At 38.4% G+C, this 20,926-nt stretch carries 16 protein-coding genes and 1 pseudogene; 1 reads left to right on the plus strand and 16 read right to left on the minus strand.

Annotation, left to right across the window (positions count from 1 at the left end; genetic code table 11):
• Nucleotides 1-18 precede the first annotated feature (18 nt).
• Genes EM4838_RS11180 through EM4838_RS11210 form a run of 7 tightly spaced genes read right to left on the minus strand, consistent with a single transcriptional unit; the run spans nt 19 to nt 8,257 of the window.
• Complete coding sequence (locus EM4838_RS11180; protein WP_071866940.1) at nt 19-1,737, minus strand: phospho-sugar mutase; 1,719 nt, start codon at nt 1,735-1,737, stop codon at nt 19-21.
• Nucleotides 1,734-2,801 (minus strand): BtaManbiosPhlase, encoded by a 1,068-nt coding sequence (locus tag EM4838_RS11185; protein WP_071866939.1) that lies wholly within the window; start codon nt 2,799-2,801, stop codon nt 1,734-1,736. The genes EM4838_RS11180 and EM4838_RS11185 overlap by 4 nt, the downstream gene beginning before the upstream one ends.
• A gap of 12 nt (nt 2,802-2,813) precedes the next feature.
• Complete coding sequence (locus EM4838_RS11190) at nt 2,814-3,767, minus strand: DUF1861 family protein (RefSeq protein ID WP_233433734.1); 954 nt, start codon at nt 3,765-3,767, stop codon at nt 2,814-2,816.
• Entirely contained in the window at nt 3,722-5,227 is a 1,506-nt protein-coding gene (locus EM4838_RS11195; protein WP_071866937.1) for an alpha-amylase family glycosyl hydrolase, read from the minus strand. Before EM4838_RS11195 ends, EM4838_RS11190 begins: the two co-directional genes overlap by 46 nt.
• A 12-nt stretch (nt 5,228-5,239) precedes the next feature.
• On the minus strand, nt 5,240-6,076 hold the full coding sequence (locus tag EM4838_RS11200; protein WP_065097085.1) for a carbohydrate ABC transporter permease: 837 nt from the start codon (nt 6,074-6,076) through the stop codon (nt 5,240-5,242).
• The gene (locus EM4838_RS11205) at nt 6,063-6,938 is read right to left on the minus strand and encodes a carbohydrate ABC transporter permease (protein WP_065097084.1); all 876 of its coding nucleotides are present in this window, start codon (nt 6,936-6,938) and stop codon (nt 6,063-6,065) included. Before EM4838_RS11205 ends, EM4838_RS11200 begins: the two co-directional genes overlap by 14 nt.
• Nucleotides 6,938-8,257 carry an ABC transporter substrate-binding protein gene (locus EM4838_RS11210; protein WP_071866936.1) on the minus strand — a complete coding sequence of 440 codons (1,320 nt, stop codon included), beginning with the start codon at nt 8,255-8,257 and terminating at the stop codon, nt 6,938-6,940. Before EM4838_RS11210 ends, EM4838_RS11205 begins: the two co-directional genes overlap by 1 nt.
• Nucleotides 8,258-8,439: 182 nt before the next feature.
• Between EM4838_RS11210 and EM4838_RS11215 the strand changes: the two genes are divergently transcribed.
• The gene (locus tag EM4838_RS11215) at nt 8,440-9,432 is read left to right on the plus strand and encodes a LacI family DNA-binding transcriptional regulator (protein WP_071866935.1); all 993 of its coding nucleotides are present in this window, start codon (nt 8,440-8,442) and stop codon (nt 9,430-9,432) included.
• A 102-nt stretch (nt 9,433-9,534) separates the two neighbouring features.
• Here EM4838_RS11215 and EM4838_RS11220 read toward each other — a convergent pair whose 3' ends face one another.
• The 9 genes and pseudogenes from EM4838_RS11220 to EM4838_RS11255 all read right to left on the minus strand — a co-directional run bounded on the left by EM4838_RS11220 (nt 9,535) and on the right by EM4838_RS11255 (nt 20,742).
• A complete protein-coding gene (locus EM4838_RS11220; RefSeq protein WP_071866934.1) occupies nt 9,535-10,080 on the minus strand; it encodes a hypothetical protein in 546 nt (181 codons plus the stop codon).
• 14 nt (nt 10,081-10,094) lie between these two features.
• Nucleotides 10,095-11,033, minus strand: coding sequence for an exonuclease domain-containing protein (locus EM4838_RS11225; RefSeq protein WP_081367436.1), 939 nt, complete (start codon nt 11,031-11,033; stop codon nt 10,095-10,097).
• A 150-nt stretch (nt 11,034-11,183) separates the two neighbouring features.
• Nucleotides 11,184-11,771 (minus strand): DUF2399 domain-containing protein, encoded by a 588-nt coding sequence (locus EM4838_RS11230; RefSeq protein WP_307725286.1) that lies wholly within the window; start codon nt 11,769-11,771, stop codon nt 11,184-11,186.
• A pseudogene (locus EM4838_RS17070) lies at nt 11,754-11,915 on the minus strand (hypothetical protein); the annotation flags it as partial. The gene EM4838_RS11230 and the pseudogene EM4838_RS17070, both read right to left, overlap by 18 nt.
• Before the next feature lie 18 nt (nt 11,916-11,933).
• A complete protein-coding gene (locus tag EM4838_RS11235; RefSeq protein ID WP_071866932.1) occupies nt 11,934-12,437 on the minus strand; it encodes a TIGR02679 domain-containing protein in 504 nt (167 codons plus the stop codon).
• 1 nt (nt 12,438) lies between these two features.
• Nucleotides 12,439-16,518 (minus strand): TIGR02680 family protein, encoded by a 4,080-nt coding sequence (locus EM4838_RS11240; RefSeq protein WP_071866931.1) that lies wholly within the window; start codon nt 16,516-16,518, stop codon nt 12,439-12,441.
• Complete coding sequence (locus EM4838_RS11245) at nt 16,508-17,668, minus strand: TIGR02678 family protein (protein ID WP_071866930.1); 1,161 nt, start codon at nt 17,666-17,668, stop codon at nt 16,508-16,510. Before EM4838_RS11245 ends, EM4838_RS11240 begins: the two co-directional genes overlap by 11 nt.
• Nucleotides 17,658-19,154 (minus strand): TIGR02677 family protein, encoded by a 1,497-nt coding sequence (locus tag EM4838_RS11250; protein ID WP_071866929.1) that lies wholly within the window; start codon nt 19,152-19,154, stop codon nt 17,658-17,660. Before EM4838_RS11250 ends, EM4838_RS11245 begins: the two co-directional genes overlap by 11 nt.
• Before the next feature lie 595 nt (nt 19,155-19,749).
• Nucleotides 19,750-20,742, minus strand: a complete 993-nt coding sequence (locus tag EM4838_RS11255) for a virulence RhuM family protein (protein ID WP_202976741.1) — start codon at nt 20,740-20,742, stop codon at nt 19,750-19,752.
• Nucleotides 20,743-20,926 lie beyond the last annotated feature (184 nt).

Genomic DNA, 20,926 nt, shown 5'->3' on the forward strand with positions numbered 1-20,926 from the left:
CTTGGCTTTTCATATTGTTTATAAATGATCCAATAGTTCCTGAAATCCCTTCTGCAAGCGCAGCAATTTCTCTTGTGCAGAAGGTTGAGATTTATCCTTCACTGAATAATAAATCTTAAACTTCGGTTCTGTACCTGATGGTCGTAGACAGAACCATGAACCATCTGTGAATATATACTTCAAGACATTGGAAGTGGGTAGGTCAATCGTAGATGATTGTTGATTTGGCATCGTTCTTAGTGAAGTAGCGTAATCTTCTGTACAGGAAAGGACAAACTCTCCTAAGTGTGAAAATGATTGTTCTCTCAGACGATCCAGTCGTTGGTTCATTTGGATGATTCCATCTTTTCCGGAAAAAATTTGCGTTTCCAAATGTTCTTCGTAGTAGCCGTATTCTTCATAAAGTTCATGTAAGCGATCGATCAAATCCTGCCCTGATAAATGGCGGTCTAACGCAGCTTCCGCTAACAATACCGCCGCTTGGATCGCATCTTTGTCTCTAACAAAAGGGGCGATTAGATAGCCATAACTTTCTTCGTACCCAAACAAAAAATCTTTCCCTTTTTGTTCTTCTGCTTGTTGGATTTGTTCCCCGATAAATTTGAACCCAGTCAACGTATTTCTTGTTTCGATCCCATGTGCCTGAGCAATTCTTGCACCTAGTTCCGAAGTGACGATCGTTTTGGCTATAAAGAAGTACGTCAAGGATTGTTGGTTCTGTTGTTTGCTTCGAATCAAGTAGTCCAGTAATAAAGCCCCGATTTGATTACCTGTAAGAAATACTGGTTCTCCGTCTTTCAAAACCACGACACCTAAACGATCTGCATCTGGGTCCGTTGCTAATATCAACTGTGCCTCCTGTTTTTTTGCTTCTGTTAATGCCAGCGCAAAAGCCTCTTTATCTTCCGGATTAGGTGACGCTACTGTTGAAAAATCTGGATCAGGCAACGCTTGCTCTTTTATGACGTGGAGATTAGCAAATCCTAGTTGCTCAAATGCTTTTTGCATAAGAATATTTCCAGCTCCATGTAATGGCGTATAGATCATGTTAAGCTGCGAGCCAAATCGTCGGATGTTTTCTTTATTTTGAATGACTGCCGTCAACTGTTCTAAATAAAGAGTGTCGACTTCTTCACCAAAAAGATGAATCAGCTGAGTCTCTCTATAAACAGACAACGCGTCTGCTTCAATCGACAACTCATTGGGTCCATGCGCTAAAAGTTCCGTTAGTCTCTCTGCTGTTTCTAAAGTGATCTGCCCACCGTCTGGTCCATAAACTTTAAATCCGTTGTATTCTTTTGGATTGTGACTAGCCGTGATCATCACTCCTGCACACGCTTGATAATGGCGAACAAGAAACGACAATTGCGGTGTTGGACGTAAACAATCAGATAAATAAACCTTGACCCCTTGACTGGCTAATACTCGCGCCGTCCATTCAGCGAATTCCTTTGAGCAATGACGGTTATCAAATGCGATCACTACGCCTTGTTGGCTTGCATTTTTTTCACGAATATAAGTAGCTAAACCAAAAGCAACGCGTTTGATCGTGTAACTGTTCAGCCGATTCGTACCGACTCCGAGTTCCCCGCGCATCCCACCTGTGCCAAAGGACAAGTACTGATAAAAGCGATCTTCGATTTCTTGCGAGTCAGAAAGAGCCGCTAATTGCTCTTTCATCGCTTCTTCTAAAGATCCTTCATTTAGCCATTCTTGATATTTTTGTTGCCAGCTCATGGACGTTCTTCTTTCATTTGATCTAAAATCTCATTGATCGAAAGGGTACAACCAGCCATTGATGTATCAGCTACACCGTAATACATCGTCAACTGATCGCCATCAAGTAATCCCCCACAGCCAAAGACAACATCCCCAAAGAAACCATTCTTTTCATAATCCGCTTCTGGCTCCATGATTGGCTGATGACTGCGCGCGATCACTTTGGTTGGATCATCTAAATCTAAAAGTGCGGCACCCATACAATAGCGATGTTGTGCGGTTGCGCCATGATAGATGATCAACCAACCTTGATCCGTTTTGATAGGCACTAGACCGCCGCCGATCCGACCGCTATCCCATGTATTTTCTCGAACACCTAACAGATGATGGTGGTTCCCCCAACTCACTAAATCTGGTGAAGACGCAATCCAGATATCATAATTCCCAATACTTTTTAGCGACGGACGGTGCAACGCATAGTACTTCCCATTGATTTGTTCTGGGAAGATCAACACATCTTTATTTTCTGGCGCAAATATGTTGCCAAGATCTTGATAAGACTTGAAATCTTTCGTTGAAACTAAAGAATCACAGACCCCCATCGGTGAGACAGAACTAAAATTGACGTAGTAGGTATCGCCAATTTGCGTACAACGCGCATCTTCTATGCCGTACGTTTGGTATTCATTAAACGGGTACAAGAACGCATCTTCGTCGATCGTAAAATGATGTCCATCTTTACTCCGGGCAATCCGAATATAAGACAAAGAAGTCAAATATTCAAAACGATCTAACTGATCTTTTTTACGGATCATTCGTGGATCTTCAAAATCATAACTTTCATCCTCACGATCAAAAGATAAGATTTCCATCGTTTGAGTGGCTGGATCATAAACTGGCGCTTTGATCACCTTTGGACCTTCCGAGATTGGTCGCTCTGCGATTCTCAATAAGAGTAAGACTTCCCCTTGATAGTAAGAAACTCCCCCATTGAATGCACCAATCACTTCATATCCGTCGTGTAACGGTTTGATATCTTCTGGTGTAATCAATGGATTTTCATTAAAACGGTCTATTTTCATCTGTATTTACCTCTACTTAAATGGATTTTCGATTTCTAATTTTTGTGCGCCTGCATCACTGATCCCGGCATATAAAACACCATGCTCAGAAGACAGGTCCAAGCCTCCGCTAAAGACCACATCTACAAGATCCGGTCGTTTCGTCGGTCCTTTAGCAAAATCTTTTCTTTCTGCAAGGATGCGCACATCTTTCATTGCATGGTTTCTGCGATCAAAAGAAAAACGCATCGCATAATAATGGCGATCACCTTGCTCATCAAAATTCGCAATATGGCCTAAAACCCAAATCACTCCATCAATCTCAAAAATTTCATTTGCGCCGCCCCATTCTTCCTCAGAAAATTGATTCGCTAACAATGGCGCTTCTTCGATTTTTTGGATCGATAGATCAGCCAGCTGATCGATCAGACAAGCACCAATCTTGCCACGACCGCCTTTTTCTCCTTGTGGACGTGTCATGACTAAAATTTCACCAGTTGACAATTGCTTCAACCGTAAGTCTTTCATTCCCCATGGTCCTTCAAATAAGTGGTGGGCAGTTGCTGTATCTTCTAAGTGATAAAAAATGGTCCGCCATTGCGCCTGACCTTCTGGCAAGAAAATAACTTCCACCCCACCTAAAATCACTTTCCCGTCGATCACCGTATAAAAAGGATCTTGTAATGGTAATTCGATGCCATCAGAAATCTTTGCCCACGTATTTTTAGCTATTTCTCTAAACAAGTAGACAGTAGAATCTTCGCTCTCTCTAGCTTCCACACGCCCAGCTAATACGACTTCTCCCGCTAACTCAAAGGGTGCAGTAATGTTATAGACATCCTTCGTCCCCACACCTGTAAATGTCAAAAATTCCGCTTTTTTCATTTGTTCAGGCTTATTTTTTCGATAGTTTTCAATTAAATTTTTTATTTTGATCATTACTATTCCTTTCCAATCCAACAGCTTTTTGATGGCACGTTGACCCATTTACGATCCTCACTAAGCATTCCTTTGCCATAAATCATTTGAACATTTTCTGAGATGTTCTGTTCTACAGATGACTCACTAAAATTCAGCACTACAGATAAATGCTCTACTTGATAGCGTATACATCCTTTTTCCAACTGAATATTCGTGACTTCTTGAAAAGGCCCCTCCGCTTTACGCAAACGAATCAATTCTTGATAGACAGAAGAAATCAGTTCCCCTTCTGGATTTTTTGGGCTCGTCCCGATCCACCCAAGTCGTTGACTTTCTCCCCAAGGAATCATCCCCCTGGAACGGTCGCGATTCACTTCATTGGCGGCTGAAAGTGCCTGTCGTATTTCTACAAAGAGACATTGTTCATGGTATTTATTCTTCGCTTGGATGTCGCGAATCTCTGAAATATGGGTCGGATAAAAATCGCTTACCCCTTGTTCTTCTCCTTGAAATAAGAAAGGCACACCCCGATTGATCAACAGAAAGACAGACAACAATTCATACGTCTCACGATCTTCTTGTGCCAACCGGTTCCACGAACGACTCATATCGTGACTATTAAAGAATAAAGTTGGAAGATGTTTACGTGCATTCATCTCTTGAAATTCGTGGGTCAATGTCGTTAGATCCAACGTTTCAATACTTCCTAAATTAAAGTTGAACGCCGTATCGAATCCTGCTTCTTCCACATAACTTGAAATCACTGATAACTGATCCGAACTGATCTCAGCCACTGTAAAAATATTTGGAGCGACTGTTTTGAGCCATTGATTCATTTCTTTAAGAACTGGCATCACTCCAGGCTGATTGACATCATAGAGATGCACCTGTTTCCCCTCTTCATCCCTAGGATTATCTGTAAAAGTATCATTCACCGTTAGATTATTGATCACATCAAAACGAAACCCATCCACACCCATGTCCAGCCAAAAAGACAAGACATCATAGATCGCCTGCTTCACTTCAGGGTTCTGCCAGTTCAGATCTGCCTGTTCTTCTGCAAAACTGTGATAATAATACTGATTGGTTCGGCGATCCATCTTCCAAGCACTGCCACCAAAAAAGCTTTCCCAATTATTCGACTGGTCTCGCCAAATATACCAATCACGTTTTGCACTCGCTTGGCTCGCACTGGATTCCATAAACCATGGATGTGCCGTTGACGTGTGATTTAAAACCACATCAATAATGACTTTTATCGATAATGCATGTGCTTCTTCCAAAAGTGATCGAAAGTTTTCCAAAGTCCCATATTGCGGATCAACCGCACAATAATCCGAAACATCATACCCATTATCGACTCTTGGCGAAGGATAAAATGGCGTGAGCCATAAGGCATCGATGCCACATTCTTTGAGGTAAGGCAACTTTTCTCTAACACCATCGATATCGCCAATCCCGTCGCCATTACTATCTGCAAAAGAAGCGAGATAGATTTCATAAAAAACTGCATTTTTCCACCACATTGTTCTGTCCTCTTACTTCAATGTAAATTGCATACCATCTTGGAATCGTTTTGAGAAAATCAAAAACAAAACGATCAATGGTAAAGTCAACAATACTGACGCCGCATACATCGGTCCTGGAAACGTGCCATAGGGGCCGAACATTTGCGAAATCAAGACATTCAACGTCACTGTACTATCACTTTTCGACACGATCATATCCCACAATAAATTCGTCCAACGATCCGTAAACAAGAACAAGAAAATCACCGTCGTAATCGATTTAGACATCGGCAAAACGACTTTGAACAAGACTTGCATCTCCGTGGCACCATCCAACTTCGCCGCTTCAATCAATGTATTGGGAATTGCCTTAAAGAAGTTTGTATACATAAAAATCGCCCATAAACTGATCGCTGTAGGAATGATCATTCCTGCATATGAATCCAGTAACCCCACTCTCGTCACCATTAAAAACTGCGGGATCAGTAAAATGATTGCTGGGAAAAACATTTGGAAAAGAATAAAATTGTTTACTAATTTTTTCCCTTTAAACTCGATCTTTGCCAACGCATAACCGACCATCAAAGCAAACAACATCATTAAAACAGTTGCTACCGTCGCCACGATCGTCGTATTGACAAAAGCCCCCAACCACGGAACATCCGCAGAAGTCGGTGAACCTCCGAAAAGCCACGTCCAAGAACGTAAACTAAAATTTGTCGGGATAATGCGACGATCCACTTGATCCCAAACTGCAAAAGAATGCATGACTAAGTACACAAAAGGAAACGTCATGATCAGCATTACGAGGGTCGTTACAAGATAAAGAATCGTATTTTTGCCTTTTGTCCGTTTATGACCAACCATTTTTCTCCCCCCATTTTTCTAATAGTTTACGAATCACACCAATCGAAGCAAACGTCACCACAGAAGCCATTAACGCGACTGCTGAAGCATACCCCGAGCGAAGATTGACAAACGCTTGATTATAGATCTCCATTTGCCACGTATTCGTAGCAAAATTCGGCCCGCCCCCCGTCAATTGATACACTTCCGTAAAGATCCCAAAACTAATCCCCACAGCAAGCACCGTCACCGTGAAAAACGCAGGATAAAGCATCGGGAATGTGATCTTCCAAAAACGCGTCCATGCACTTGCACCATCGATCGCCGCAGCCTCATAGACTTCTTTATTGATATTTCCCAAACCAGAAATCAAAATCAACCCATAATAACCGGACATCTTCCAAGCAATCATCAGTGAAACGATAAAAATCGACGTCTGCGGATTTCCCAACCAATCAATATCCCAACCCATTCTCGTACGTAAAAACGTATTGAAAGGACCATTGTACGAAAGCAATCCTTTCACGATCAATGAGGTCACGACCCCACTCGAAAGATAAGGTAAGAAGAATGCTACCATGTACAAGCCTTTAAACTTAGGCAAACTATTCACTAACAACGCAATCGTCATCGATAAAATCAAAGCCATCGGAACAAAGACCAGTAGAAATTTATAGGTCACCACAAATGCTGCTCGAATCGCCGGACTATGAAACGCATCAATAAAATTTTTGAAACCAACAAATTCAACCGTTGGTGAAATCATATTCCAACTTGTCAGCGCTAACCAAAACGACCATAAAAGCGGTAACAAAAAGAAGATGACAGTAAAAATCAGGTATGGGCTGGTAAATAACCAGCCCAACTTTGTATTTTTGTTCATTATTGAAGCGCCCCTTCAACCGCTGATTTGGCATCTGCTGTTGCAGTTTTCGCATCCTTTTCTCCACGAATCACTGGTACCCACGCTTGTTCACCAAAAGCTTGTTGAATCTCATTGAATTTTTCATTATCCATTGCCGGGACAGCAAACGGAACATTTTCTGCGTATACTTTCATCGCTGGATTCTCTTCAAAGTATGCAGCAAAAATTTCATTTTCTTTCGCATCGTCTCTCGCAGGGATCAATGACGTCATTTCTAGTAACTTCATGTCATGTTCATCATCCGAATAAACAAATTCTAAGAACGCCATCGCTGCCGCCTGTTCTTCCTCTGTTGCTTGCGCGTACATCACGATCCCTTTCGCATCTGCGTAAGTTGAAACTTCTTCCACATCTGCTAAAGCATCAGGCACAACAGGTGTCGCCACTGTGTAGTTTTCACCAAACGTCAACTCAGGATATTTTTCGTCCCAATTCGGGAATGTCCACGGACCAAGATCAGTCATGATACTATCCCCATTTTCAAATGGATCAGTTGCTTCACCTGTTCGCAAAACATTCGCATCTGCTAATTGACTCATCAAATCAAATACATCCGTCATTGCAGCCTCATCCACAGAAAACTTCTCATTTTCTACAAAACTGCCACCTTCACTCGCCGCATTGTACAACGGGAAGAAATCAAACCAACGCATCCAAGCTGTTGGGTCAGACAAGTCTCTTTTCGCCCATAATGCTTTATCTGTTTCTTGCACTTTCTCTACAACGTCTAACAATTCAGAATATGTTTTTGGAACCTCCGAAAAGCCAAGTTCTTCTAGTAAATCAATGCGCCAACCAAATAAAATCGGGTTTGAATACACTGGTAATACATATTGACTATCGTCAGAAAATTTCCAGCTTTCAATCGTTTGATCCATGTGTCTTGTTTCCACGATCGAATCAAATCCACTTTGTTGATTCAATGGTAAAATCGCTTCACTAGCCGCCAATTGTGCCGCAAAACTACGGTTCACATTTTCAGACAATGTCGGTGCTGTATTCGATGCAATCGCACTTTGGATCGTCGCTTCAGAAGATGGACTTTCTTTCATCTGGGTCACTTCGACTGTGATCTCGTCATTTTGTGCTTCGAATTCTGTCGCCATTTCTTGCCAATATCTCAATTGCGTCGGATTAGGTGCCGCCCAAAAAGTGATTTTCGTTTTCCCATCATCTGAGCCGGAATCCCCACTCGTTGATTGATTGCCACAGCCCGCAAGTAAAACAGTTCCTGCTAATACAGTCGTAAGTCCCAAAAATATTTTCTTCATCTTCATGAATCTTCCTCCTTGGTTTGTAAACGGTTTCTTATAACTGCGATAATCATACCATCCGTAATTACGTTTGTCAACATTACGTAATTAACATTACAAAGTTACATTTGTAATCTTTTTAGGTGATTATTTTAGATGTACTATGTTATAATCAATATAAACATTACGAGAAATTAGGTGAACTTATGAAAAAAGCTTCGATGCAAGACATCGCTGATGCACTAGGAATCTCTAAAAATTCCGTTTCGCAAGCACTACGAAACAAACCCGGCGTCAGCCAACAAACCAAACAACTAGTAAAAAATAAAGCCGACGAACTAGGCTATCGCTACCAAACCGTCACAGAAGACACCACCATGAGCTTTCTTTTGATGGCAACCGAATTTGCCTTTTCCCAAACAAGTTTCTTCGGCGAAATCGTGAAAAGCGCAGAATCTGCCGCACAACGCGCACATATTAAATTAGACACGTATACCTTAACCGATGAAACACTACAACAAATGATCCTGCCAGAACACATCAATGAATATGACGGTATTTTAGTGCTTTCTCATAGTAACAATGACTACATAAAACAAGTGATTGCTACAGGAATCCCCGTAACTTTGATTGATCATCACGATCCAGAATTACTCGCGGATGCCATTTTATCCAAAAATACCGACGGCACGTTCCAAGCCATTTCATTACTCATTACAAATGGCATGAAACGAATCGGCTTCATCGGCGACACCTCCTTTTCGCCAAGCTACCTCGAACGCCACCGGGGCTACCATCGCGCCTTAGCAGAACACGGCATCTCACAAGAACTAGAAATCGAGATCACCGAAATCGAGGAATCCCAAGGCGCTTTGTTCAGTCGCCTAAAAAGCATCGAGCAAATGCCCGATGCTTGGTTTTGTGTCAATTCCGGATTAGCCTTTATGCTCAACAGCTATCTCCAATCCGCTGGCTATACAATACCAGATGACATCAGTATCATTTGTTTTGACGAAACAGAATTCACACGCATGGCGATTCCACGATTGACCAACGTTGCCACCAACTTGGAATTCATGGGGAAACTCGCTGTGCGAACCTTGTTACACCGTATCAATCACCCAGACGAGCCGATCATCCATCAACAGATTGTACCGGAGTTGAATATTTGGGGGTCGGTGAGGATAGTGGATAAATGAAGGAACCGCTGGACAGCTAGAGGGAAAGGGGCTGTTCAGCGGTTTTTTGTGTGATCTTTTGACTAAGAGATGCATCTACTTTTCTTATTACCAATATCCAGTTTAATGAATAGTACATGATTTTGTAATCACTTGCTTGGACAATTGAAAAGTAAACGGGATTTTTTCTTTGTTTTTTGGAATTGGTGAAATTATTTTTGTAAAGTATGTATCCTCTTCTAATGGAAGTTCCTGTTTTTTAAAATAAACAATCGGTACTTCTTTTTCATGAACACTCTCTGGATATCGAATAGAACCCGTTATTTCAATCTGCTCACTCGATAATCTTACTTGTTTAAAGGTTATTTTAGGTAAGTAATGGATAAACTGCTCGATTCCATACTCCTTTACTAATGACTTCTTATATTTCAATTCTTTAGCTTCCCTTACTAGCTTAAAAAAATCGATTTCTAAATTAGTTGGTACTTCTTCTTTAGAAATATTTTTATACTTGATAAGATTGATTCCCTGAGAAAAATAAAACTGATCGTTCTCATAAATAGATAACAAAACAGATTCTCCTGAAGCAATTCCCATTTCATTTCTTCTTTTATTTGGTATCTCTTTAAATAGAAAGATTTGTCCACTTACAGATGTGATTTTTTTCAACTAATCTCAACTCCCTATAGATTACTATTTATCATTTGAAGAAATTCATATTCACCAAGTAGTTGAATCGACTGTCCATTCTTTAACAGTTTTTCCGCTTTTTTTATCTTTGCTGATTTCCCCCCTTCCCCAACAACCCGTAGATCTTGATCCCCCATTACTAAATAATGTGTATTTTTTGTTACTCCCTTTTCTGGGATACCACCACAACCAGCCAGTTTCTCCATCGCCTCAACTCTAGTTAAACTCTTCAATTTTCCTGTAAAACAAGCACTTTTTTGAAAAAAAACATGAGTAGGATCAATTGATTCTCCTTCCACTGAATCAATGATTGATTGAATTTGGATAACTGACAAGTGTGATTTTGAACTTTTTAAAAACCCCCGTCTTGAAAATCCATTAATTTCACCAAATTTTTTATAATTTGCTGCTGATATCAACTCTTCAATACTAGAAAACTGATTTTCTTTACATAAGTACAAAATAAGAGTCGCACAAGCTGCTGCATCTTCTAAAGCATGATGATGCTCGAATGTAAAATCAATCAACTCAGCTAAATGATTAAGCTTATAACTCAGCGCCTTTACGTATTGTATCGATAAATAATAACTATCAAAATACTCTCTATTAAAATTTGTAATACCATACCTCTCATTAGAATCCTTGATGACGCCCATATCAAATGGGGCATAGTGAGCGACCAATGGAAGTCCCTCAGTAAACCTTAGAATATCATTTGCTATTTGTGCATAGTTTCTTTCACCATCCACCATCTCTGGCGTAATTCCATGAATGTAAATATTATAACTATCAAATTCTGTTTCAGGATCAATCAATGAATAGTAGGTGTCTGTGATTTTGCCATTTTCAACCTTTACCATCCCTACAGAACATGCTGAGGCACGATATTGGTTCGCAGTTTCAAAATCAATAGCGACAAAATTTATACTCATCTAATTCTCCTCCATTTTGTAAATATTTTTTTAATTTTCAATATTTAGAACATGCACTCTTTAATACATCCACAAACGATTGTAACCATTCTCATTTTAAAAAAAATTCATTTGTCACAAAGTTTATTAGAAATATTTTTTGCGTCTTTTCTAATGTAATATTTCATCTAGCTTATACCATTCTTCAATAAACCTAACGTATTCCTGATAAAAACTCTCCTGATAACTCGCTACTTTTTCTTCCCTCATTGCTTCTGCTACATCTATTAAATCAGGATCGTTTAAGGTAGATAATTTAGAAATGCTACGAGAAATATCTTTGACAGATTGTTTTTTGCGATAGGATTGAACATCCATATACAAAAAAACCACACGATCACCATAACGACTTTTTATCTTGTCAGCCATTTGAAGTCCTTCTGGGTCCATATCACTGGCGTAATAGAAACGAGTTGTTTTTGAAAAAAGTTCTAACAATCGCCACATCGCTAAACGAAATTGACCTTGATGGCAGATAGCCGGTAAGTCTGGAAATTCAGTCATTAGTGAAGAATACAAAGAAGAATTTTCAAAAACAAAAACTTCATTTCCAACTTTTGGAATCACTTCTTTCACGTCCAATAACGCTTTGATTGGTACATTCCATATCACTTGATTATCACAAGCACCTTGCCACATCGAATGAATCTTATCTGTTGCCACTTTTCCTAATAAGTTGCTAACGGTAACGAAGTTCATCAAATCATCAACAACTAAGTTTTGCTGATTATAGATCCGACTACGATACTCTGTCTGCGATTCATCAGGCTCTCTTAACAGCTGAATTTTATCGCTTAACAAGGTGTAAAAGAGTTTTCCAAGCCGAGTTTTACGATCCAGACCATGAGGATTTTTTAGCTTTTATTGCGCAAACACCGGTAAATAGATTAATGAATCCGGGCGTTCTCGAAACAAGTCTGCCAGCGTCCACAACTCTTCTTCTGTCACTTGTTTTCGATAAAAATCCAACTGACGCTCAGATGATACAAAAGCCAATTCTTTTTTTTGTGAAAATAGTTGCATATAGCGTTCCTTTTTTGCTTGTTCAATCGCTTGCTCCGTTCGTTTTGTCTGCAAATCATGCCCAATTACCAACTCCACGGCTTGTGTAAAATCAATACTGCGAAAGCGACTCTGTTCATAGACTTTCTGCCATGTTTTAATAGAAAACTGTTTTTTTTCTTTTAATCGTGCTAAGTCACACCCTAAAAAATCAGCAATATCTGCTTGTTCAGTTTCAGAGAATTTTTTTAAGGAAATCGATCCAGTAATTTTTCCGTATCGATAGTATTTTAAAGCAATTTCCTCCATCACCTTACGATAACTACTATTCGCTTTAAAAAAATCATGTAGTTCTTGTTTCATCTTAATCACCTAGCATTTCTTGCCGCTTACCATTCCAATGACTTCGTACCATTCCTACTGTTGTACTATTGGCTTTTCTTAACAATTGATACACATTGAGAGATGAGACAGTATCATAATCCCCCCACAATGCTTGCGAATTCAACAAATAGTCAAAACCTAAATCCTCCAATGTACCGAATAGATCCGCAATATTTAATTCATCTACCCCAGCAAACGCTTCATCTAAGCAAACAATCCGGGGAGCTTCAGCTTTTGCATCCTCAAACCGAGCATACATGGCTGTAAATAAAGGTAAATACATTGCTACAGCTTTTTCGCCACCACTCAATTTATAAAAACGTGGATTCGTCAATTCTCGTTTCGGCTCATTGTCTTTTTGGTACTCCAATAAAAATTTGAACCAATGACGATAATCTAAAACATCCTTCATCACTTCATGTAACGATTGTCCTGCTTCCTCTTCATCTTTATCTCGAAGAATTTTTGCATAGTTGATTTTTTCACGGAAGTGGCGAATCATCCGCTCTAGATCCTCCGATGTCAACATCGCTGACGGCTGACGTAGAATACGAACTAAATCTTTCGTATTCATCTCCTGCTCACTCTCCGCAATCTTCGCTATCCAGCGGATAGATAATCGAAGGCGATTTTCATCTTTTGTATTTTGGAGAATTTGATTCATTTTTTTCACCCATTGCTCCGTCTTTGAAATCAATCCCTTAATATTATTACCGATGGAATTAAGCAGGATTTCTTCAAACAAACGGTGATCCTCTTGATCCACAAACACTTCTTGTTCTTCGATTGAAGCGCTAAGTTGTTGACAAATCGCTTGAACAGAAGTACGTCGATTTTGCTCATCAATCAAGTACAAAAGATCATTCGAACTGTCTGCTTGCAATAATTGTGCTTCACTCAATAAGCTATCTGTCCATTCATGAGTTGATTCAGGAAAATCAGTGCTTTCACATTCTACAAGTTCGGGACTATATTGACCTAAAGAAACCATTTTTTCTCGCTGAACTCTTTTCAGATTTGTCGCAGCTTTTCTCAACTCTTCTTCTCCGCGATAGTGCTTAACAATTTCGTTGAGTGATTGTTCTTCTTGCTGATAGCGTCGATTCTCTCTCTTCCCTGTCTCCAACCAACATTCATATAAGATTTGATAAAAATCTCTTCTCATGTGATTTTCTGAAACATCTTTTTCTAACAATGCAATTTGAGATGTTTCGTATGGGATTTTATCGTTATTTAAATTTCGTAATTCTTGTTCTTTTTTTTGTTGTAATGACAATGAGCGCTTGACCTCTTGACGAATCTCTTTTATCCCTTCGACTGCTAGTTGCTCAGCAAGCGTTTGAAGTTGATAATTCAAGGTTGTTAGTTGTTGGCTGACTTCTTGCATTTCTTCTTCTGCTTCTAACTGACGACTCTGAATATCATGGAGATATTCTTTTTGTCGATTGATCTGATCCGGCAAGCTTCTCCCTTTTGTAAACGCCTCATACAAGTCATCAAAAGTAGCTGCATAATCACTTAATTGTTGACGAATCCTTTCCATCTCTTCAAATGTTTCACTAAAAATAAATTCATGCTTTTCTTGAAATGTTTGAATGGTCAAATAAATAGTTTTATACTGTTGATTTAACTCTTTAGACATTTCCTGATGACGAACAGCTACTTGTTGATTATCATATACTAATTGCTGTTGCTCTCTGATATCTCGTTGAATATCTTGCAGTTCACTATCATCTGGCATATCGTTAAATCGTTGGTTTGTTTGCTCAAGATTTCTTTCAATCTCCTGAATAAAATCACTATACTCTATGATTTCAATTTCCTTTATTGAAATCAATTCTTCCACTTCAGTTATTTTTTCTTTTAAAAAACGTTTCTGACTTTCTTTCCCAATATACTGACTTTTCGGACTATTTGTCGTTTTCCCACGATAAATCCCTAGATTATATGATCCATCTGAATTAACAGCAGAAGCCGTTTGATCCCCTGTGTCTAACACGATCGATTGCAAAAGATCGATTACATAGCCTTCTGAAATATCAGTTCCTCCCACTCTTGGCTGCAAATAATCCGCTAACGTCGGCACAAGCATTTGGGGATTAGGGATCAATTGTTGTTCGTTTTCTAACGCTAACCTTTCTTCACAAACTAGCGCGTCTAACATCCCACTATTTAACAACGCAGCTTCGATTTGATTTCTCTCAATTTGTGGTACTTCATCGAAAAAATCAATGATTTCATAAAATGATACAAATTTCTTATTCTCCACCAACAGTCGCTTACGATCGTCAACTTGTGCCATGCGTCGCTGTGGCTCAGGCAATTTTCTCTGCCGCCAGTTCATTAATTCTTCTTGGAGGTCTTCAAGTTGCTTTTCTACTTGCTGTTTCATAACTGATTTTTCTTGGATTAGTCGACGTTGTCCTAATTCATACTGTTGGTGCGTATTAACCAGTGGTTCTTTGACTTGTTCATAAGTAGTGGTCTCTGTAAATAGAGTGTTCAAGCGATGCAACATCAATTGCCAATCCGCATCAGAAAATGAAAAAGGCAGAGACTTTTGCCACTGACCTAAGGCTATTTCGGTCTTTGTCAATTCCGATTGAAACATTTCTTGATAATGCGTTAAATCATAATTGATTCGATCATAGTCTTTTGCTAGTTCACTGAGTTTCTTTTCAATCATCACTTGTTGCTGTTTGACTTGATTCAAATGACGTACTTCTTCAAGTATTCTCGCAAATGCTTCACGATATTCACGTAATTGGCGCTTCCAATAATCCATGTTCATTTGATAACCAGAAAAGTTGAAATCTTCAACTAGTTGTGGATGTTCCATGAAGCCCGTTCCCTCAACATGCTCGGCTAGTTCAACTAAATATTTTTGTTGCTCTTTATTGAAAGTAGCCAGATTTAATTCATAACGATCTAGCTCTTCTTGATATTTTTGGTGTCTCGTTTTATCCGACTCCATTGCCTCTGTAATTCGCTTGATTCGCTTTTGTTTCCTTTGCACCTCTTCAAGAAATTGATGTTGCTCTTTTTCAAGTCGGAAAATATCATGATGCTGCAATTTTTGAATCTTATCTGTGACTATTTTGATCTCGTTAGCTAAAATGTTCCGCTGTTCTTCATATTCTTTTAACCTCTGTTGAGATGTTAGAAATTGTTGACTTTTCTTTTGGAACAACCGGCTTGCTTCATCTTCCTTTTTTTTCATCATCAAGGTATAATTTGCATACTTTCCTCGAACTTGTCGATGGTAAATTTCAAAGACATCTGCAAGTTCCGTTAATTCCAATAAATCTTGTTGTGCTTGGTCTAATTGATTTTTTGCCGTTTCTATATTTTCTAAACTATCGGATACTTCGTGCAGATCTTCATCTTTTAATTGCGGCAAGGCTTCTTCTAGAATACGATAGATCTCGGTTGGTGCAAAATCCTTCGACAATTTAGGCTTACGGATATCCAATTGTAGTTGGATCATCTGATTAAATGTTTCCATACTTTCAAAAGAAAATAAGTAGTTATTGATCCATTCAGCATACTCCGCTTGCTTTCTTGTCAACCGCCCTCCAGTTGCCAAACGGCCAGCAAGTTCTTTCTCAGAGTAAGGCCTTCGTTCATTACCTCCTAGGTCATGCCACAATGGGAAATCGATACCGACTCGCTGATTCTCAGGTAAAATAAAATACCAACGATCCAATGATTTTCCTCGTCGGGCACGAATACCTAATCCACTCGTAAAATAAATGTCGTGTTCGCCAAATTTATACTCTAAAACTAAATAGCCTGTACGGTCATCATGTCGTGCGATATCTTTCTCACCTAAAAGATATTCCTCAATTTTTCGCGAAGTGGAACCAAATGGATCCAATCGTGAAGGATTCGTCTTCCCATCCAATAGCAGAGGCAATAAGCTTGCCGTAGTCACTGATTTTCCTGAACCATTTGCTCCACGCAAAAGTAACTTTCCTTGCGAAAACTCAAAATATGCTTCATCAAAATACCAATAGTTTACAATACACGCTCGATGTAAATGCCAACGTTCATTCGCCATTGCGGACCTCCTCTTTACTGAAGTCTTCGTTGTATACCCCTGAAAAACGAGCCAATTGTGGCAGAATCATTACTTCATCAACGTCATTATATAGCAACGCCCATTGCCTCCCATAAGTTAATAATTCCATTCCAATGACAGGAGTGGTCTTCATTTCTCTAAATTCTTTTGACCAACCATGATGATATTCCTGATAAAATACTTCAATTAATTCAGCCCACTCTTGGAAACTGATTCGGATGATTCCTGTTGTTTCAGGTACCAGTTGTTTATTTACCACTCTTTTACGCACGAAAGTCGCTAATTGCAGTAACAGATCATCCAACATTTTTGTTCCAGGAAAAACACCTGATTGAGTACCATTATTCGCAGTCAGCTGAAAGAAATCTTTGTAAATTTCATACGTCAAATCTGTGTAATTCGCAACAAAATCTGCAATGCCCTTACGTTGATTTCGCAAATAATAAAGTAACTGTTCGTCAATATCTGTTCGTAAAATACTCGGTTCTAAAAACAACTGCCGATAAGCAAGATAGCGTTGAGCATTTTCTTGTTGAAGAAATTTGTGATCAATAGGGACTAGTTCCTGAATATTTTTATAGCTCGAGATGTCTTCCGGATATGGTCGCATGAACATCCGACCATAATTGGTTGCATAATACAAAACTTCTACGGTTTCATCTTGACCAAAATGTTCTGTTGCCCCATCACGTTCTTCAATCAAATGAAAGGTAGCCGCTTTTTTCAACACTCGAATTAACGATTTTCGACAAGTAAATTGTTGCCAATCAATCATGTCTTTGACCGGAAATAAACGAAGTAAATCTTCACAAATATGGCTTAAAAGAAAATACGGTGCCTGACGCCGTTCCTCCAAAAAAGCAAGTAAGCAACAAAACAAGGCATAATCCATCGGTTGCTGAAAGTCTTGTATACCCATCCAAGGTTTTTCTACAACCGGTATTTTTTCTAATTTTATATACTCATGCGTATAGCGAATTGCATAACCAAAACGGTCTTTGATTAAACGACAGATTTCTTTTTCAACACTTTTAAGCAACGCGTACTCCTCTGGTTGATGCTCTCGGAGAATCCAAAAATGACTAAAAAGAAGATTCATGGCTATTTTGATTTTTTCATCATACTTCATTAACTTCTCCTCGTGTGATTATACTAAATTTAAAATCTTCCATCTCTAAGATACCGTCATCTGATCTCAACTCTACTATCCCACCGATACGTAATAATTTCATCCGTTGTCCAAATTCAGTCGAGAAAACGCCTTCATTACTTAATACTCCTTGAGCAAACCATTTTAGGAAAAGGCGACGGATTTCTTTTGGAATAAATTCGTGTGTGCTAGGATGAATTTCCCCTTGATGAATAAATGTTTTCAATAAGTGTAGCACTTTTTCCTGTTGACTTTGATACTCTCGCATTAGCTTTTCTTTTTCCGCTTGGTTCAATGTAAATGACTTGTTTTTAGTTGCTTCTCGATACTCACGTACTCTTCCTCTTAAATAATAAACACTTGGCTCTTGTTGCCAAATATCCCCATAAATATCACTCGTCGTTATTTCTTCCACCCAATAATATCTCGCACTTTCTACGCCAAATACCCTTGCAGATAAACAATGTGCTTCCGCTATATCTTCACATTGATAAAACCATTTTGCCATATGCAAATAATCTTTTTTACGACTAGATCGCTGACTTCGTTCTTCACCAATATCCCGGATTGCTCGTGTAATCTTTCGGATCATCTCATCTGTTCGCTGATTCAATAACGAATACTCAGATAAATGTTGTGGTTGATCAATGAACCAGTTTTTGATACTTTGGAAAATCTCTTCTGTCTCCACTAGCTTCTCTTCTGGTTGTTGCACATCTACCTCAAATCGCGGCACAAACTCCGGCACATAGCTCAATTGAAGCAAACATTTTTGAATAGTCTCCTCTTGAATCAGTAAATCACTAATTTTAGCAGCCATTTGATGAGATCCTAGAATAAAGTCCCGTAAGTATCGAATAAACTTCTCTTTAAATTCAAGCAACTTAATCTTTTGCGAACTAAAAATTGCATCTTCAGAACTTAAATACGCCATATAATCCGCAGTTGTTTCACGAACTAGTTTAAAACGGCGGACCACTTCTTCCCACGAATCTAATAACTGTTGATCCGTCTTATTCAACATGATAAAATCCTGCAAACTTCGGTATAATTTTTCAAATAAACGGACATCTAGTGACCCTTTAAAGCTATCTCCTTGGCGCTCCAGCACACGCATCATCCGTTCCACTTCCACACTGATCGGTAAAATTTGATAACGAGAATTCCGCCGATTGAACTCAGCAATCGTTCGAGGATTTTTTACTTCATAACTCTCACTGATATTCTGCCATGTAACCAATTGTTTCAAATCTTGCGTTAGTTGATCACTTGTATACTCTGGTAAGTATTCTGATTGAATAAAGCTCAAGATATCTTCTGGATAAATGAAATCACGCATTCTTTCATGCTGCACAAAAAAATAACGCATAATCAAACGATACCGCAGATGATTCATATCTGCATTCAAATATGCAACTTCCGTTATTTTTTTGTAATCAGAAGGCTGTTCAAAAAATTGGGGCATCTGCATCTTCTCCTTGGTCTAGATAATTTTAGTATAGCATGGGATGGATAATTGAGTAACTATTTTATAGTTTTTTTAAACTGGACATATTTGATGGGCTTCTTAATCACTTAAATTCTTAAATCATTTGAATGTGATTTATTAAAGTAATTTTTAAAATTATCAATGGCAGTAAAAATAACATCGTATTTCCAGCACTACTATGAAGAGATTACAAACTTATCCTTGAATATAAAATCTATTTAGTTGGATTATGAAGCAATAAATTAAAAAAAATGATGTTAAAACTAAGTCCAAAAGACAATACTTAGTTTTAACATCATTAATCCTAAAAATAGCTTCGCTTTTACCCGTTACTATCTACCCTCTTGGAAGGGGTATTTCATCTAAGATAAGGGTATCACTCCAAATGTTGACTGGTCAAGTATTTAATTAAATGTATTTCATGTATATAGATCTGGTTTACGCCATGCTATTTATCTTTAAAAATTCAATCATTAAAAAAACACCAACCACATTGGTTACTATAATATAACTATTACTTTTAGTTGACAGTTATTAAATTATTTATTTCTTCAAATTTCCATATTTTGAACTATTCCATCTCTCCCCTGATTTTCATCACTTCTCTGTCAAAATCAGAAACGATTTTTTGATGCTTATTGAACTCCTTATACTCATCAATTGCTTTTTTCTTGGCTGTACTACTACTGATTTGTCCATTTCCTTCAAGGATCTGATAACGATTGAAGGTTAAAAATTCATCAATACTTTTTGCAAAGTCTTCCATGCTAAGTAATATCTCATCTTCTAAGAGACGTTCTACGTAATCAAAGTAAGAGGAAACATTTCGCTCTAAACTACGAATTTGTTTTTCAGTCAAATAGTTTTTAGCTATTGCGACATCCGATTGTAATATCCGGCCATCTGGTGAATGTTTCCAAGTAGTGAGTCCCATATTTTCTTTCGTTTTATCCGCTCTATCATAAATGATTTCTGCGGCTGTTCTTCCTGTAATCGCATAGTGGAATTTGTTTTGTACAGTTGCATAAAATTGCTTTGTTACCTCTGCATTTTTATCATAATCATAAGAAATTTCTGCAAAAACATCAGTGATTTGTTGCCAGATACGGCGTTCACTTGCACGAATTGAACGAACTGTTTCGAGTAGCTCTCGGAAGTAGTCTTTACTAAACGCATGTTCACCTTGTTTCATTCGTTCGACATCAATTTTAAATCCTTTTCGAATATAGTCTTTTAAGACGTCCGTTGCCCAAATACGAAATTTCGTTGCTTTTTGCGAGTTGACTCGATAGCCAATAGAAATAATGACATCAAGATTATAAAATGTGGTCGCCCTTTTTACTGACCTTCCACCCTCATTTTGAACTATTTCCATTTTGGAAATAGTTCGATCTTCTATCAGTTCACCAGAATCAAATATATTTTTCAGATGTTTACTAATTGCTGGGATGCCAACATCAAAAAGCTTCGAAATTGTCTTTTGTGTTGCCCAAATGGTTTCATCTTGCACCACTACTTCCACTTTCTCACTGTCTTCATACATCAAAAATTGGATTTCATTCAATTTGACTTATTCTCCCTTCTTGATTCCACCTGTATTTTATAAAAATAGTTGCTAAAATTGTCAAGATACTTAATTCAAATCATATGTAAATCGAATGAACATTGTTCTTACTCGGCAACTCCCCAAAAATAATATCTTCAACTGATTTATTTGTATTATAGCAAAAAATCATGTCACTTATATA

This window comes from Enterococcus mundtii, from assembly GCF_002813755.1.
GTDB classification, from domain to species: Bacteria; Bacillota; Bacilli; order Lactobacillales; family Enterococcaceae; genus Enterococcus_B; species Enterococcus_B mundtii.

Excerpts from the sequence above, each read along its gene's own strand:
- EM4838_RS11210 (WP_071866936.1), bottom strand. The coding sequence starts at position 8,257 with ATGAAGATGAAGAAAATATTTTTGGGACTTACGACTGTATTAGCAGGA.
- EM4838_RS11205 (WP_065097084.1), bottom strand. The coding sequence starts at position 6,938 with ATGAACAAAAATACAAAGTTGGGCTGGTTATTTACCAGCCCATACCTG.
- EM4838_RS11190 (WP_233433734.1), bottom strand. The coding sequence starts at position 3,767 with ATGGGTCAACGTGCCATCAAAAAGCTGTTGGATTGGAAAGGAATAGTA.
- EM4838_RS11245 (WP_071866930.1), bottom strand. The coding sequence starts at position 17,668 with ATGAAGTATGATGAAAAAATCAAAATAGCCATGAATCTTCTTTTTAGT.
- EM4838_RS11230 (WP_307725286.1), bottom strand. The coding sequence starts at position 11,771 with ATGAACTTCGTTACCGTTAGCAACTTATTAGGAAAAGTGGCAACAGAT.
- EM4838_RS11235 (WP_071866932.1), bottom strand. The coding sequence starts at position 12,437 with ATGAAACAAGAACTACATGATTTTTTTAAAGCGAATAGTAGTTATCGT.
- EM4838_RS11185 (WP_071866939.1), bottom strand. The coding sequence starts at position 2,801 with ATGAAAATAGACCGTTTTAATGAAAATCCATTGATTACACCAGAAGAT.
- EM4838_RS11200 (WP_065097085.1), bottom strand. The coding sequence starts at position 6,076 with ATGGTTGGTCATAAACGGACAAAAGGCAAAAATACGATTCTTTATCTT.
- EM4838_RS11195 (WP_071866937.1), bottom strand. The coding sequence starts at position 5,227 with ATGTGGTGGAAAAATGCAGTTTTTTATGAAATCTATCTCGCTTCTTTT.
- EM4838_RS11215 (WP_071866935.1), top strand. The coding sequence starts at position 8,440 with ATGAAAAAAGCTTCGATGCAAGACATCGCTGATGCACTAGGAATCTCT.
- EM4838_RS11250 (WP_071866929.1), bottom strand. The coding sequence starts at position 19,154 with ATGCCCCAATTTTTTGAACAGCCTTCTGATTACAAAAAAATAACGGAA.
- EM4838_RS11240 (WP_071866931.1), bottom strand. The coding sequence starts at position 16,518 with ATGGCGAATGAACGTTGGCATTTACATCGAGCGTGTATTGTAAACTAT.
- EM4838_RS11225 (WP_081367436.1), bottom strand. The coding sequence starts at position 11,033 with ATGAGTATAAATTTTGTCGCTATTGATTTTGAAACTGCGAACCAATAT.
- EM4838_RS11180 (WP_071866940.1), bottom strand. The coding sequence starts at position 1,737 with ATGAGCTGGCAACAAAAATATCAAGAATGGCTAAATGAAGGATCTTTA.